The sequence below is a fragment of the Mesorhizobium sp. WSM4817 genome (assembly GCF_055811135.1).
On record NZ_JBVVQQ010000002.1, the window covers coordinates 213,441 to 227,153 of the forward strand.

General features: G+C 60.7%; 14 protein-coding genes and 1 pseudogene. 11 read left to right on the plus strand and 4 right to left on the minus strand.

Annotated features, from left to right (window positions below):
- Positions 1 to 210: 210 nt before the first annotated feature.
- Both AC0L2K_RS03715 and AC0L2K_RS03720 read right to left on the minus strand, forming a co-directional pair.
- On the minus strand, positions 211 to 432 hold the full coding sequence (locus tag AC0L2K_RS03715; protein WP_023799552.1) for a hypothetical protein: 222 nt from the start codon (positions 430 to 432) through the stop codon (positions 211 to 213).
- Between the two features lie 8 nt (positions 433 to 440).
- Positions 441 to 623 carry a hypothetical protein gene (locus AC0L2K_RS03720; protein WP_128172175.1) on the minus strand — a complete coding sequence of 61 codons (183 nt, stop codon included), beginning with the start codon at positions 621 to 623 and terminating at the stop codon, positions 441 to 443.
- A 170-nt stretch (positions 624 to 793) separates the two neighbouring features.
- On the opposite strand from AC0L2K_RS03720, the gene AC0L2K_RS03725 reads away from it, so the two are divergent.
- From AC0L2K_RS03725 to AC0L2K_RS03745, 5 genes and pseudogenes are all read left to right on the plus strand, one after another.
- A complete protein-coding gene (locus tag AC0L2K_RS03725; protein ID WP_287171983.1) occupies positions 794 to 1,225 on the plus strand; it encodes a hypothetical protein in 432 nt (143 codons plus the stop codon).
- A 337-nt stretch (positions 1,226 to 1,562) separates the two neighbouring features.
- Positions 1,563 to 1,769: a sugar phosphorylase gene (locus tag AC0L2K_RS03730; protein WP_473530638.1), complete on the plus strand. Its 207-nt coding sequence runs from the start codon at positions 1,563 to 1,565 to the stop codon at positions 1,767 to 1,769.
- A gap of 117 nt (positions 1,770 to 1,886) precedes the next feature.
- On the plus strand, positions 1,887 to 3,239 hold the full coding sequence (locus AC0L2K_RS03735; protein ID WP_473530768.1) for a Do family serine endopeptidase: 1,353 nt from the start codon (positions 1,887 to 1,889) through the stop codon (positions 3,237 to 3,239).
- Positions 3,240 to 3,413: 174 nt separating this feature from the next.
- A pseudogene (locus AC0L2K_RS03740) lies at positions 3,414 to 3,850 on the plus strand (DUF2267 domain-containing protein).
- A gap of 49 nt (positions 3,851 to 3,899) precedes the next feature.
- On the plus strand, positions 3,900 to 4,364 hold the full coding sequence (locus AC0L2K_RS03745) for a YbhB/YbcL family Raf kinase inhibitor-like protein (RefSeq protein WP_287227103.1): 465 nt from the start codon (positions 3,900 to 3,902) through the stop codon (positions 4,362 to 4,364).
- Between the two features lie 26 nt (positions 4,365 to 4,390).
- On the opposite strand, the gene AC0L2K_RS03750 is transcribed toward AC0L2K_RS03745, so the two are convergent.
- Entirely contained in the window at positions 4,391 to 5,866 is a 1,476-nt protein-coding gene (locus AC0L2K_RS03750; protein WP_473530639.1) for an FAD-dependent oxidoreductase, read from the minus strand.
- A 247-nt stretch (positions 5,867 to 6,113) separates the two neighbouring features.
- Between AC0L2K_RS03750 and AC0L2K_RS03755 the strand changes: the two genes are divergently transcribed.
- Complete coding sequence (locus tag AC0L2K_RS03755) at positions 6,114 to 6,866, plus strand: hypothetical protein (RefSeq protein ID WP_473530640.1); 753 nt, start codon at positions 6,114 to 6,116, stop codon at positions 6,864 to 6,866.
- Between the two features lie 143 nt (positions 6,867 to 7,009).
- On the opposite strand, the gene AC0L2K_RS03760 is transcribed toward AC0L2K_RS03755, so the two are convergent.
- The gene (locus tag AC0L2K_RS03760; protein WP_128167811.1) at positions 7,010 to 8,068 is read right to left on the minus strand and encodes a LacI family DNA-binding transcriptional regulator; all 1,059 of its coding nucleotides are present in this window, start codon (positions 8,066 to 8,068) and stop codon (positions 7,010 to 7,012) included.
- 211 nt (positions 8,069 to 8,279) lie between these two features.
- On the opposite strand from AC0L2K_RS03760, the gene AC0L2K_RS03765 reads away from it, so the two are divergent.
- The 5 genes from AC0L2K_RS03765 to AC0L2K_RS03785 all read left to right on the plus strand — a co-directional run bounded on the left by AC0L2K_RS03765 (position 8,280) and on the right by AC0L2K_RS03785 (position 13,712).
- A complete protein-coding gene (locus AC0L2K_RS03765; protein ID WP_023799541.1) occupies positions 8,280 to 9,269 on the plus strand; it encodes an autoinducer 2 ABC transporter substrate-binding protein in 990 nt (329 codons plus the stop codon).
- Between the two features lie 88 nt (positions 9,270 to 9,357).
- A complete protein-coding gene (locus AC0L2K_RS03770; RefSeq protein WP_473530641.1) occupies positions 9,358 to 10,872 on the plus strand; it encodes a sugar ABC transporter ATP-binding protein in 1,515 nt (504 codons plus the stop codon).
- The gene (locus AC0L2K_RS03775) at positions 10,865 to 11,866 is read left to right on the plus strand and encodes an ABC transporter permease (RefSeq protein ID WP_473530642.1); all 1,002 of its coding nucleotides are present in this window, start codon (positions 10,865 to 10,867) and stop codon (positions 11,864 to 11,866) included. The genes AC0L2K_RS03770 and AC0L2K_RS03775 overlap by 8 nt, the downstream gene beginning before the upstream one ends.
- Entirely contained in the window at positions 11,863 to 12,858 is a 996-nt protein-coding gene (locus tag AC0L2K_RS03780) for an ABC transporter permease (RefSeq protein ID WP_473530643.1), read from the plus strand. The genes AC0L2K_RS03775 and AC0L2K_RS03780 overlap by 4 nt, the downstream gene beginning before the upstream one ends.
- Before the next feature lie 5 nt (positions 12,859 to 12,863).
- Complete coding sequence (locus AC0L2K_RS03785) at positions 12,864 to 13,712, plus strand: sugar phosphate isomerase/epimerase family protein (RefSeq protein WP_473530644.1); 849 nt, start codon at positions 12,864 to 12,866, stop codon at positions 13,710 to 13,712.
- Position 13,713 lies beyond the last annotated feature (1 nt).

Sequence of the window (13,713 nt, forward strand, 5' to 3'; positions counted from 1 at the left end):
TGAACTCCCAGAGGGGGCTTCCTGTTCCACCGGAAGTAGCATCGCTGTCGCTCGTCTCGCGGGAAAAGCCGCTAGGCTGACGAGACGGCCGGGAGCCCGCGGGCGACAGGCTTTCTCAGCCTCGGACCGCCTGGAGGAACGGCGATCACAGCAAAAATGCCTGACGCAGTCGGAAGTTGCGGCGGTAGGCCAAAGAAGGCCACAGCCACTCTACCGCCCTTTGTTTGCCGGCCGGGTGCCGCCGCCCTTCTTTTCGGGGTCATGAGTATGGTGGCTGTCGCGTTCGCCTCCGCCGCCTGAGATCTTGCTGCGGCTGCGCAGATCGGAATCGGCTGGCGGCTTTTCTATCACCAGCGGCTCCTTGGCGTTTTCGTGCGATGCGCCAGGACCGCCATGGCGAATACTGGCGCGGGTCTTCTTCGACGTGGACATGAAATCACCTAGCGGTCCTGCTGATAGCCTTGATGGGTCGTATTGACCTTCGTGTTGCCCTGCTGGCCCTGTTTGTCAGGATTTGGGGCGGAATGGCTGTGCTGCGTCTGGTCGACAGGAACCGACTTCTTGTCGCCCGGACCCTTTGGGCTCTGGTTCTCTGTCGGAACGGGTGGTGGTTTTGTGCTCATGACCGTCTCCTTTCACTAGCCAAAACAAGCAGGCCCCCGGGAAGGTTCCTGATCCGAACCGGGCGAGGGGCAAACTCCTGACATTGCCAATTCCGGCCTTGTCGGCGCGTCGCAGCGCAATAATCTTCTGTTAGGGCGTGGGCACTTCCACCTGTTGAAAGGAGCCGACCATGAAACACCAAACACTCGACCAACTGCAGACAGTTGCGAAAGTTGAGCCCTCGGCGACATACCCGACCATGACTCGGACGCAGCGGATCGAGCGTTGGGCAGAGCTTCTCGAACAAAATCCACGGCGTTGCCTCGGAGCCCTTTCAGGCACCGAATATCTCAGTCCTGAAGCTCGTGACGTAGCGCGTGGCGCGGGGTCGCCGATCACCGTTGCCTATGAGGATCCGGTGCTGCGCGCCATGGGTCTGAAAGATGATACCTACGGTGAGGCAAAGCGCTTCTTCGAGCTAAGTGACTGGCAGTTGCACAATATCGTCTGTCACTGTCACGTTGGTGCTACGATGCAAGCGCGATGGGCTGCCGCCAGAGTCCGCCGGACGATTACCGGGAACAGACTTCTGGCCTGGCTGAGGGCAAGGTTTGTGCATTGAGGCCAGCCCAGAACGGTGACGACAAGTCTTGATCGTTCTCGTTAGCGGCTGGCCGGCAAAAGGCTGGTGGCATCGCCGGCGCCGCAGTGTTGATCGAGCCGACGCCTTGAATTCAGGGCGGCCGGACGAAGGCTCATGGCCGGGTCCCTTGTCGGAGGGGCAGGAAGCTCGATTCATGTGAACACGGCCCGCGCCCCTGATCCACGCCACCACCGATGCATCGTTGGCGGAATCTCGTCCCTGTGACATGCCCGCAATCGCGTCTGGGAACTTTTCTGGAGGCACATGGTTGGAATGTGCGGCTGAAAGAATCCGGGCCTGTGCCAAGAGGTTCGCCATGAAGCTTCGCGAGTTGATGGACCAAGTGAAGGATCTGCCCCCGGATACCCTCGTCTGTGCCGCCGAGATTGACGAGGCCTTTGCGGCCAACATTGCCAGCATAGAAACAGTAGAAGGTGCCCGGATCGAAAGCCGGAAACCGGACGGCACCGAAGCTGTCGAACTCGCCAACGGGAACGACAGGGTTGTCGTAATCCGCTGGTGAACCGCTGGCTCATGCCGAAGCGGTCGCATGCTTGATCACTGAACGCTGGAGGAGTCGCAGGCCATGTTACCGGTATTGAACAAAAGACTTTGCGCCGGCCTGATCGCCGGAACTCTGATGCTCTCGGCCGGCGGCTTTGCTCCGCTCGCAGCTCAGGAAATCCCAAACGACTTCACGGCGATCGTGCGCGAGAAAATTCCAGCCGTGGTCGCAATAACGACCAAACAGATCATCCAGGACCAGGCGACGCTGGGCGACTTTCTTAGTCCTTTCGGCAGTCCCGGCCTCGGACCGGCGCAACCGCAGGTGCGAGAGGCCCTTGGTTCCGGCTTTGTGATCAGCCCCGAGGGGTACATCGTCACCAACAACCATGTCGTTGCCGATGCAAGCGAAATTCATGTCGTATTCTCCGACAAGGAAACGTTGCCTGCGCAGCTCGTCGGCCGCGATCCGGCAACCGACCTCGCGGTGCTGAAGATCGACCCGCGGTCCAATATGACAACGACCGCCTGGGGTGACTCCGATGCAGTACAACCCGGCGCATGGACGATCGCTATCGGCAGTCCGTTCGGGCTCGGTGGCACCGTTACCGTCGGCGTGCTTTCGGCCCGTTCGCGCGACATCAATGCCGGTCCTTACGACGATTTTCTCCAGACCGACGCCTCAATCAATCGCGGCAATTCCGGCGGCCCGCTGTTCAATGCGCGCGGCGAAGTGATCGGGGTCAATACGGCCATCGTATCTCCCACAGGTGGCAGCATAGGGATTGGCTTTGCGGTACCATCCCGCACCGCCCGGAACATCGTCGACCAGTTGATCCGCACTGGCCGGATCGAGCGCGGTTTCATCGGGGTGCGTCTCCAGGAGGTCACCCCGTCGATTGCCGAGGCGCTTGGAATATCCGGCAGCAAGGGAGCGCTGGTCGCCTCGGTCGAACCCGGCAGTCCGGCAGAGCAGGCAGGCATACAGGCGGGAGACGTGATTACACGCTTTAACGGCAAGGACATCCAGAGCGTCCATGATCTGACGCTCGCGGCTGCGAGCCAAAAGCCGGGAACAAAAACGACGCTGACACGGAACCGCGGAGGCACCCAACAGGAAATAGCTCTGACCATCGGACAACGCAACGATGAGGAGCAACAGACCAGCGCCGTTCCGAAGTCGGAAACGGCCGACACGCGTCTTGGATTGTCGCTCAGCCCAATCCCGGATGAGGCACGCCAGCAGCTCGGACTCCAGCCGGATACTACAGGCGTGTTCGTCCAGGAAGTGGCTCCAAACAGCCTCGCCGCCGAAAACGGCGTTCAGCCTGGCGATGTGATCGTCTCGGCCAACAACCGGGATGTGACACAGCCGTCGGACATCCAAGAGGAGTGGGCGAAATCGCGCCAGCTGAACAAGCCGATGTTGTTCCGCATCAGCAGGCAAGGGCAATCTCTTTTCGTTGCCGTGGCCACGGCCAAATCTTGACGGGCCAAATCTTGACGGGCCAACTCTTGACGGGAACGCGTTAAGTTTGGCGAACGTAAACTTGGCCGAATAGATCACCCGCCTTCGCGAGAGGCGGCCTTTAGGGACGGGAACAACAGCCGACCAAGGCCGTTTCGTCCAATGAGTCATTCAACCTGTTGAAAGGAGGCCTGGATGAGCGCCACCGGACTCGAAGTATTCGACAAGACGCTGCAGATAACAAACATCTGGCTCGACGAGATCATGACCGAGATTGGACCGGATCGGCAGGTCGCATGCATGTGCTTGGAGCGGTGCTCCACGCCCTGCGAGACCGCATGTAGCCGGATCTTGCCGCCCACCTGGGCTCGCAGCTGCCGATCCTCGTGCGCGGCGCCTACTACGACCAATATCAGCCCTCCAAGACTCCCGAGAAGTTGCGGTCGCTCGACGAGTTCCTGGCCAAAATCAAGGCGGAGCTGGAATTCACCCGACCGGTCGATTCCAAGGATGCATTCAGGGTCGTATCCCAGGTTCTCGCTCACCATGTGGGAGAGGGGCAGATGATCAAGGTTTGGGAATCCTTGCCAGCAGAAATCAGGCGCGTCGCGGAAGCTCAGCAAGCGGCGTGAAATAGCGCAGATATAGCTGGCTGTAGCGCTTGTTCTTGGGGAGATGGAAATGCCACTCACCCTTATCAGCCCGGCGTTCCCGGCGGCCGGGAAAATCCCTGAAAGGTATACCCGCGACGGCGAGAACGTCTCACCACCGCTAAAATGGTCCGGTGTTCCGAACGGTACCAAGAGCCTTGTTCTTGTCGTGCAGGATCCCGACGCGCCGAGCGGGATTTTCGGGCACTGGGCGGTGTTCAATATCCCGCCCGATGCGAGCGAACTCACCGAGGCGCAGGATGGCAAGCCAGGCCCGTCGGCACTCAGGCAAGGCACCAACGATTTCGGCAATGCCTATTACGACGGCCCGCAGCCGCCGGTGGGACATGGCGTCCATCATTATCATTTCCGGCTGGCCGCGCTCGACGTGCCGAGCCTCAGTGTGCCGGGACAGGCGGGCGTGCAGCTCGTCTGGAAGGAAGCCCAGAAGCATGCGCTGGAGCAGACTGAGCTGGTCGGAACCTACGCACGGTAACACCGGGCCGCGCCAGTCGCTGCCTCTTATAGCGCGGCCGGCGCAAGCGGCTTTCGAGCTGGGCCATGGATGACCGAACCGTCGGCGGCGAAAATCGAGCCATGGCAAGGACAATCCCAGGTGTTGTCCGCATTGTTCCAGGTCACCGTGCAGCCCTTGTGGGTGCATGTCGCCGAAACCGGGTGGAGCACCCCTTCAGCGTCTCTCCACGCCGCGATCTTTTCGTCAGCCCTGACGATCACACCGCCCATGCCGGGCACGATGTCGTCAAGGCTTGAGACAATCGATTGGCTGCGGCCATTCCTGTGAAAGTCCTCGGGATAAGGCCGCACCGGATCATAAAGCTTTTGCCATGGGCTCGGCCGCGCGCAGATCAAATCCGCGATCATCATGCCTGCGGCCGTTCCATTGGTGATGCCCCAGGCGTTGAAACCCGTGGCAATATGAAACCCGGAGGCTTTGTCCGGATCGGGCTCGCCGGCATACGGAACCCTATCGGCCGTATCATAGTCCTCATTACACCAGCGCCACGCAACGTCCCCAACTGGAAGGCTCATTCTTACCCATTGTTCCAGCTCGACAAACCGTTTCGCCACGTCGCCGTCCTGGCCCGTGTCAAACTTGGGGCCGAGCGCGACCAGCAGCGGGCCTTCGGCGTCGCGGCCGGTGCGGATGGAATGCGTCGGATCGTCGATGCCGATGAACATGCCGTCGACAGCACGAGGGTCATCGATCCGAAACGCCATGGCAGTGTGGCAGCGCGGCTGGGTCCGGTTCGCCATGCCGACGGGGCTCTTCACCGTCATGTTGGTGGCGACGACCACATGCTCGGCGTGAACGGTGCCGCTGTCGGTAACGACGCGCCAGCGGCTTGCCTCGCCGATCGAGATCGCGCGGCTGTTTTCGAAAATCCGTCCGCCACGGGCCGTCACTGCTTGAGCCAGGCCAACCAGATACATCGCCGGATTGAACTGCGCCTGGTCGGAAAAACGCAGAGCGGCGGCCGTTTCGAAAGGCAGCGGCGCGCGCTCCAAAACATCGGCGTCCAGCCCAACCTGGCGCGCGGCCTCCGCCTCGGCCACGATCTCCGCGCGCCGGCTTGCATCGCAGGTGTAGGTATAGGCGTCCTTGGCCTCGAGATCGCAGGCGATGGCGTGGTCGCGAACCCATTCCCGGATCTGGATGGCGCCGGCGGAATTCGCATCGGCATAGGTCTGCGCCAGGTCCCGCCCGAACGTGTCGATGAGATGGCGATAGATCAGCGCGTGCTGCGTCGTGATCTTGGCCGTCGAGCGGCCGGTCACCTGGCCGCCTGTCCGCAGGCCTTCGATGACGATCACCGACCGACCGGCCTCGCAAAGGCGAAGCGCCGTCGTGAGCCCGACAATCCCGGCGCCCACGACAACGGCATCGGCATGGATTGAGCCCTCGAGCGGGGGATAGTTCGTAGCGGTGGCTGCCGCCACCCAACAGCTTCCCGGTTTTCCCGAAAGAATGGCCATTTCACCGGCGTCCCATGCGTTCGATGCATCTCCATCGACAACCCGCGCCGGCGCGAAAAAGTTCCGAGATCTACGGTCTTCAATCGTGGTTTCTTTGGAACTTCAGCAGATGATCGGGGCAGTCGAACGCAGCAACGGACGTGAATTGGTATAGGCAGATGCCATTACTGTTAGGCCGGCGGCCGAAGACTGCGCCGTTACGGCCTGTGGCGAAGGTCACCTGCGCGCGCCCGGCAAAGCCTGAAGAATGGTTCGAGCCACCCGCATCCAGTATTTTGGCGATAAAACAATTCGTACCTTGTTTTTCCCCATTGCAATTGCCAACCATGGAAATGGATTGATTCGGAGCTTGTCTATGCGTGGACTGCAAGTGGCTCTGGCTGCGGTGATCTTGGGCATTCCAGTCAGTTCTGGACTCGCCGATGACAATTCTCCCTTTATCTATTTTGCGACCCAGGACCCTTTCGCAGACGGTTTGCCGACCAAGAATGATGTTTATGTCTTTGGTGGCGTCTTTGCGCACGGGGCCTTCGGGGACGCGATCAATGTTTTGGGTGCCGACTACACGGACAACTATATAATCGGAGCTGCATACGGTCGCGATTTCGTCGATATCGGCGCTGGCTTCGTTCTTGGTGGCGTCGCCGGCGCGGCCATAAGATTTGGCGAGGACGATGATACGACTGGCGAACTTTGGGCCGGAGCGCGACTGCGCCACCACGGCCTGGTCATTGGTGATTTGGCGATTGCGCCCGCACTGACTGCTGGATTCAGTGCCGTTACCGGCCCTACCGAGATCGAGCGCGAACGCGAAATCGTCCACGATGGCGATGCATCATTCCTCGGCTTCGTTGGTGCGGAGCTTTCGTTCAGAGTGAGGCAGGCTCCCAACGTCGAACTCGTCTACCAACTCCACCATAGATCCGGCGCCGATGGTACGTTTGGAGATATGACAGAGGGTTCCAATGCGAACGCCCTTGGAATCCGTTGTCGCTTCTAACGCTCGGTGCTGTAGACCTTTTACAGGCGCCTATGCACTCACCCAGTTGGCTCGTGCTGAGGACGGCGACACTCCCGTGAGAGTCGGCACGATGAACCACTGAAAATCTCAAGGCGGTGTCGCCCTATAGCGCCGGGTCACCCTCAGGCTATATCCTTCAGCGTGTCCAGCGGCCCTTTCAATGCAGACCTGGGCTGGATCAACTCTGGCGCGATCAGGAAGGTCTGCGGTGCCGTCGGAGGTTCATCGATCAGCTCGAATGCCTTCGTGATCATCGCCTCAACATTCTGCCGCACCATGATTACGGGGAAGGGCAGGAAGGAGCCGAAGGGGTCATAGTCGTAGCAACCGACGACGAGTTCGCTGAACATTTCCGCCGGCCGGCCGGCCATGAAACGCAGCAGACCTTCCATATTGATCGACGAATTGATGAACAGCGCGCGCGGCAGCTTGCCACGGCATTGGTAAAACGCCTCGAAGGCACGCAAAGTTATATCAGGCGAATAGCCGGAGGACTGCACACCATCGTCAGGGTCGGCGCCCAGCAGCGCCTTCTTGGTCGCATGGAAAGCGGCGATGCGTTCGCGGCTGGCGTGGTCGTTGCGGCCGCCAAACAGAAACAGCTCGTCCGGCCGCAGAGGATCGTCGTTGCCGAAGTGGCGGATGATTGCTTCCGTCAGCATCCGCGCGCCCTGATAATTGTCGCTGATCACTGAATGCGCCTTCGCTCCCGGCAGGTCGATGTTGATATGCCTCAGCCCCGCCAGTTCGCAGACCTCGTGCACGCCATCGGGATCGGTGGCGCCGACGATGAAGAGCTGGTCGATTGAATAGGAGATCAGCGTCTCCGCGGTCCGCCGTTCCTCTTCGGGGTCCCGGCTGGCGCTAACCACGACCGGGCATTGGCCGCGGCTGCGCACATGCCCCTCAAACGTCTGCGCCATGGAGGAGAAGTAGCGATTGTCGTGGACGGGCAGCATCAGGCCGACCAGGCCCGATCGCGAGCGTCGCAAGCCTCGCGCTTGCAGATTGGTGGTGTATTGGTGGAGTTCGGCGAGGCCGAGAATTGTTTGCGCCGTACTTTCCTTGATGCGGCGCTTGCGCCAAGTGCCGTTCAGCACGGCACTCACGGTCGAGGGCGAACTGCCCGACAGCACGGACAGGTCATAGATCGTCGCCTTCTTCTTGACCCGCTGATCCATCTGGCGCCTCCGGCGCGTCTATTTAGAGCAATATCCCGCTTGACGAGAGCTTCTCAATGCACAATAGTTTCTGCACCATCGATTGTGCAAGCGAAAACCGGTGGATGATCGATGGGGAAGCGCCCCGTCTCTTTCGGGGAGGTTTCTAACGGCCGCCGTCGTTCGACGGCTCGAGTGTGTTCCCACTAGGAACGTTATGGGAGGAGTACAGATGAAAAAGCTCTTGATCGCGGCGCTTGCCGTGACCCTTATGATTGGCGGATCATTCGCTGCGATGGCACAGCAGGCCGGCAAGGTCGGCGTCGTCGTCAAGATCGGCGGCATTCCGTGGTTCAACGCAATGGAGGCGGGTATCAAGGAGCGCGGCGAGAAGCTCGGGATCGACGCATTCATGGTCGGCCCGACCAGCGCTGATCCAGCACTGCAAGTTCGCGCCATCGAGGATCTGATCGCGCAGGGCGTCAAGGTCATCGGCGTCGTGCCGAATGATGCCAAAGTGCTTGAACCGGTCCTGCAGAAGGCCAAGGACGCCGGCATCATCGTCATCACACATGAATCGCCTGGCCAGAAGGGCGCCGACTGGGATTTCGAACTCGCGTCCGCCACCGGCTTCGGCGAGGCTCACGCCAAGCTCCTGGCGGAGAAGATGGGCGGCAAGGGTGAGTATGCAGTGTTCGTCGGCTCGTTGACGGTGCCGCTGCACAATGCCTGGGCCGATGCGGCAATCGAGTATCTGAAGAAGAATAATCCCGACATGAAACTCGTCGGCGAACGTTATGGCGTCGCCGAGGATGTGGACAAGAGCCGCAGCACTGCGCTTGACCTGATTTCCGCAAATCCCGGCCTGAAGGGCTTCCTCGCCTTCGGCAGCCAAGGCCCGATCGGCGCTGGCCGCGCAATCGAAGAGCGCCGGAAGGTGGGCGAAATTTTCGTGCTCGGACCATTCTCGCCAGGCCAAGGCCGGAAGCTCATCAAAAGCGACGCGATCTCCGGCGGCTTCATGTGGAATCCGAAGCAGGCGGGCGAGGTTTTCGTCACGCTGGCCGACCATCTCATGAAGGGCAAAGAGATCAAGGATGGCGATACGATCGAAGGGCTTGGGACAGTCAAGCCCGACTTCGAAAACCGTAACATCATCGTCGATCAACTCGTCCCCATCAACAAGGATACTGTCGACGATCTCGCGGCGATGGGCCTGTAAAGCCTCCCAAGGCTAATGGCAGTCGGGCCCGGCCTCGAACCGGCCCGGCTGCAGGATTGCAAACGCGATTGGATCCAGGTTTCGTTCGATGGCTGATCAGGCACTCGATGGCGCCGCACCACGGCCGCTGCTGTCGCTCCGCAACGTCAACATGACGTTCGGCGGCGTGAAGGCGCTGAAGAATGTCAGCTTTGAGGTGTTGCCGGGCGAGGTGCATTGTCTTGCCGGCGAGAACGGCTCCGGCAAGAGCACGCTGATCAAGGTCATTACAGGCGTGTACAAGCCCGAGGCGGGCGCCGTGATCGACTATGATGGCCAGAGCTACTCCCATATGTCGCCGGTTACGGCGCAGGCCAGCGGAATTCAGATCATCTGGCAGGACCTCGCCCTGTTTCCCGAGATGACTGTCGCCGAGAATATCGCGTTCCAGACCGTCATCGGCCGCTGGCCGCGGCTGGTGAACTATGCCGAGATGCGGCGTATCGCGATCAACGCCTTGCAACGTCTTGGTGTTACCTTCGATGTCGATCTGGCACTCCACCACTTTCCCATCGCACAGCGGCAGATCGTAGCAATCGCCCGCGCCCTCGTCGGTGAGGCAAAGCTCGTCTTCATGGACGAGCCGACGGCGTCGCTCACCCAATCCGAAACCGACTATCTGCTGGACGTTGTGCGCAATCTGTCGGCGTCGGGTGTCGCCGTTGTGTTCGTCAGTCATCGCCTGGCGGAGGTTCTTGAAATCTCCAGCCGCGTCACCGTGCTGCGCGACGGCGCCCTGGTTGGCGTCTATCCAACCAAAGGCCTGACCCAGTCGCGCATCACCGAGTTGATGACGGGCAAGACCTTCGACTATTCCGTCCTGCATCGGGATTTGAGCAGGAGCCCAGTCATGCTTGAGGTCAAGGGACTGTCGCGGCCCGGCGAATTCGACGACGTGTCCTTGACAGTCCGGCGCGGCGAGACGCTCGGCATCACCGGGTTGCTCGGGGCAGGGCGCACGGAATTGGCGCTGACATTGTTTGGCATGCGCAAGCCGAAATCTGGCTCTGTCGTCCTGGATGGCAAACCCGTCCGATTCGGTTCCAACCGTGACGCGATCGCCGCCGGCGTCGCCTATCTTTCGGAAGACCGGCTGTCGCTCGGTCTCATTCAGCCCCAGGCAATCGCCGACAACATGGTCATCGCCTCGCTGGACAAGATCCTTTCAGGCGGTTTCATTTCGAGCGATCGCAAGCGATCTCTGGTCAATCGCTGGATAAGGGATCTCGGGGTCAGGATCGGAAAGCAGGACGACGCGATCTCGACCCTGTCAGGGGGAAATCAGCAACGTGTCGCCATTGCAAAATGGCTGGCGACCGACCCGAAGCTGCTTATCCTCGACGCACCGACGGTCGGCGTCGATGTCGGCGCGCGCGCCGGCATTTTCGACATCGTTTCCAAGCTGGCGGACAGCGGCCTGGCCATTATCCTGATCTCGGACGAGGTGCCTGAAGTCTATTTCAACGCGGACCGTGTGCTGCACATGGCTCAGGGGCGCATTGTCGGCGAGTTTACGCCGGGCGCTACGACCCTCCAGGCGATCGAGGAGGCGGTCTATGCGTAGGTTTGTCCGCTCCCACGCAACGGAACTGGCTTTGCTCGGCGTTATCGCAGTCATCTGCGTCTTCCTTTCGTTCGCGACAGACCGGTTCTTCACCCTCGGCAACGCGTTTGACCTTCTGAACACCAGCTCGGTCAACATCATCTTCGCCGTCGGCCTGCTGGTCGTGCTGATCGCCGGCGGCATTGACATTTCCTTCGCGGTTGCTGCCTCCGTTGTGCAATATCTGACCGCGACCGTCCTCGGCTGGATCGGCGGCGGGAATTGGATTGTCGGCTTCATCATCGCTGGCGCATTGGGCGTCGCGTTGGGCTGCATCAACGCCTTCCTGATCCACGGGTTCAGGATCATCTCGATCGTCGCCACGATTTCGACTTTCAACATTTTCTTCGGCTTGCTGATGTTTTTCACAGGCGGCGTGTCGATCTACAACCTGCCGGACTGGCTCACCACCCGCGTCGTGCTGTTCGAGCGAGAGATGGCTGACGGGACCTGGGCGGAGATCACCCTGCCTGTGCTCATTATGGCCATATGCGTGTTCGCTACCTGGGCGTTGATCACGCGCACCACCACTGGCCGCCAACTCTACGCATTTGGCGACAACCCGGAGGGCGCGCGCCGCTTCGGCATCAATATCGGTGCCATGCAATTTATCGCCTTCGGCTGGCTTGGCCTGATGGCGGGTATCGCCGGTCTCGTCCAGGCGCATTACGCGCAGGAGGTTGTGCCGAATGCCCTTTATGGGCGCGAACTCGACGTCCTGGCAGCGGTGGTCCTTGGCGGTGCGCGGCTCGGCGGCGGCAAGGGCAGCGTGCTCGGCTGCATTCTGGGCGTTCTGTTGGTCTCGATTACCCAGAACGGGCTTAATTTGATGGGCGTGTCGCCTTTCGCGTTCAAGATGATCGTCGGCGCCATCATTCTTGCCGCAATCACGCTTTCGAATACCAGCATCGAACGCCTGCTGCCGTTCCTGAAAAGCCGACGGGTGCCTTCATGACGGTTTTGATTGAACGCGTCCGCAACGCGCTCGGCCCCGAACTTGCAGGTCCGTTTGCCGCGTTCGTAGCTGTCATGATCGTGTTCGGTTTTGCCGCGCCGAACTTTCTTTCCCGCGCTACCTTTGGATCCGTTGCCTTCCAGCTGCCGGAACTCGGCCTCCTCACACTCGCCATGCTGCTGCCGATCCTGACCGGCGGCCTGAACCTGGCCATCACCTTCACGGCCAACATGGCCGGCTTGACGTTGGCTTGGGTACTGCAAAGCCAGGGAGGCGTCGAAGCGGGCGTCGGCGCCTTCCTCCTTGGCTCGGTCCTTGCCATCGCGGTCGGCGCACTGAGCGGGCTGATCATGGGGCTCGTCATCGCCTACACCAAGGCTCACCCGATCTTGGTCTCGCTGTCGATGATGATCTTCCTGCGCGGTCTCGGCGAATTCCTGACGCGCGGCGGCGACGTGTCCGGCATTCCCGGCTTCCTGGCGCCGATCGGCTACGGTTCGATTTTTGGCATCCCGGTGCCGTTGCTCATCTTCATCGCTTGCGTGCTGATCTGGCACGTCTTGCTAACGCGCATGAAGCTAGGCTTCAACACCTACATGATAGGCTCCAATATCGAGGCCACACGCTATTCCGGTATCAATACGCGCAAGGTGCAGGTTCTCGTCTACACATTGTCCGGCGCGATGTGCGCGGTCGCCGGCATCATCATGCTGGCGCGCTTCAATTCGGTGCGTGTCGGCCACGGCGAGTCTTACCTGCTGATCACCGTGCTTGCCTGCTTCCTTGGCGGGGTCAATCCGTTCGGCGGCTTCGGTCGGGTGATCCCGGTCTTCGTTGCGCTCGTCGTGCTCCAGCTTCTGTCCTCGGGACTCAATCTGATGGGCGCAAGCCAGCATCTTGCGACGGCAGTCTGGGGCATCCTGATGATCACGGTGATGATCCTGCGCTGGCTTGCCGGGCGCCTCAAATTCCTGAACACAAACAGAGGGTGAGTTAGATGCATGGTTTTGGGGTCCACACCTCGATGTGGACGATGAACTGGGACCGGGCCGGCGCGGAGAAGGCGATCGCGGCTTCCGTCAAATACGGGATGGACTTTATCGAGATCGCGCTTCTGAACGCGCCGGCGGTCGATGCCGCGCACACACGCGCCTTGCTCGAAAAGCACAATCTTCCTGCCGTTTGCTCGCTTGGCCTGCCGGAGCGCGCCTGGGCCTCGGTGCGTCCGGATGCTGCCATCGAACATCTCGAAGTGGCGATCGACAAGACTGCGGAAATGGGCGCGCTGGCGCTTTCCGGCGTGATTTTCGGCGGTATCGGCGAACGCACCGGCCTGCCACCGACCGAAAAGGAATACGACAATATCGCCCACGTGCTGACCGTCGCCGCCAAGCACGCCAAGAAGCGCCGCATCGAGCTCGGAATCGAGGCGGTGAACCGCTACGAGAACCATTTGATCAACACCGGCGCGCAGGCCGTCTGGATGGTCGAGAAAGTCGGGGCCGACAACATCTTTGTTCATCTCGACACCTACCATATGAACATCGAGGAGAAAGGGGCCGCCAACGGCATTCTGGCCGCCCGCGATCACCTGAAGTACATCCACTTGTCTGAAAGCGATCGCGGCACACCTGGCACCGGCAACTGCCCCTGGGACGAGATTTACGCGACGCTGGCGGCGATCGGTTTCAAGGGCGGACTGGCCATGGAAAGCTTCATCAACATGCCGCCGGAAGTCTCCTACGGCCTCTCGGTCTGGCGGCCGGTTGCCAAGGACGAGGCCGAAGTGATGGGCAATGGCTTGCCGTTCCTGCGCAACAAGGCTCGCCAATACGGTCTGATCTGAG

Bases quoted from the DNA above. Each gene is read 5' to 3' on its own strand.
- AC0L2K_RS03715 (WP_023799552.1), bottom strand. From the start codon at position 432: ATGTCCACGTCGAAGAAGACCCGCGCCAGTATTCGCCATGGCGGTCCT.
- AC0L2K_RS03720 (WP_128172175.1), bottom strand. From the start codon at position 623: ATGAGCACAAAACCACCACCCGTTCCGACAGAGAACCAGAGCCCAAAG.
- AC0L2K_RS03725 (WP_287171983.1), top strand. From the start codon at position 794: ATGAAACACCAAACACTCGACCAACTGCAGACAGTTGCGAAAGTTGAG.
- AC0L2K_RS03730 (WP_473530638.1), top strand. From the start codon at position 1,563: ATGAAGCTTCGCGAGTTGATGGACCAAGTGAAGGATCTGCCCCCGGAT.
- AC0L2K_RS03735 (WP_473530768.1), top strand. From the start codon at position 1,887: ATGCTCTCGGCCGGCGGCTTTGCTCCGCTCGCAGCTCAGGAAATCCCA.
- AC0L2K_RS03745 (WP_287227103.1), top strand. From the start codon at position 3,900: ATGCCACTCACCCTTATCAGCCCGGCGTTCCCGGCGGCCGGGAAAATC.
- AC0L2K_RS03750 (WP_473530639.1), bottom strand. From the start codon at position 5,866: ATGGCCATTCTTTCGGGAAAACCGGGAAGCTGTTGGGTGGCGGCAGCC.
- AC0L2K_RS03755 (WP_473530640.1), top strand. From the start codon at position 6,114: ATGGTTCGAGCCACCCGCATCCAGTATTTTGGCGATAAAACAATTCGT.
- AC0L2K_RS03760 (WP_128167811.1), bottom strand. From the start codon at position 8,068: ATGGATCAGCGGGTCAAGAAGAAGGCGACGATCTATGACCTGTCCGTG.
- AC0L2K_RS03765 (WP_023799541.1), top strand. From the start codon at position 8,280: ATGAAAAAGCTCTTGATCGCGGCGCTTGCCGTGACCCTTATGATTGGC.
- AC0L2K_RS03770 (WP_473530641.1), top strand. From the start codon at position 9,358: ATGGCTGATCAGGCACTCGATGGCGCCGCACCACGGCCGCTGCTGTCG.
- AC0L2K_RS03775 (WP_473530642.1), top strand. From the start codon at position 10,865: ATGCGTAGGTTTGTCCGCTCCCACGCAACGGAACTGGCTTTGCTCGGC.
- AC0L2K_RS03780 (WP_473530643.1), top strand. From the start codon at position 11,863: ATGACGGTTTTGATTGAACGCGTCCGCAACGCGCTCGGCCCCGAACTT.
- AC0L2K_RS03785 (WP_473530644.1), top strand. From the start codon at position 12,864: ATGCATGGTTTTGGGGTCCACACCTCGATGTGGACGATGAACTGGGAC.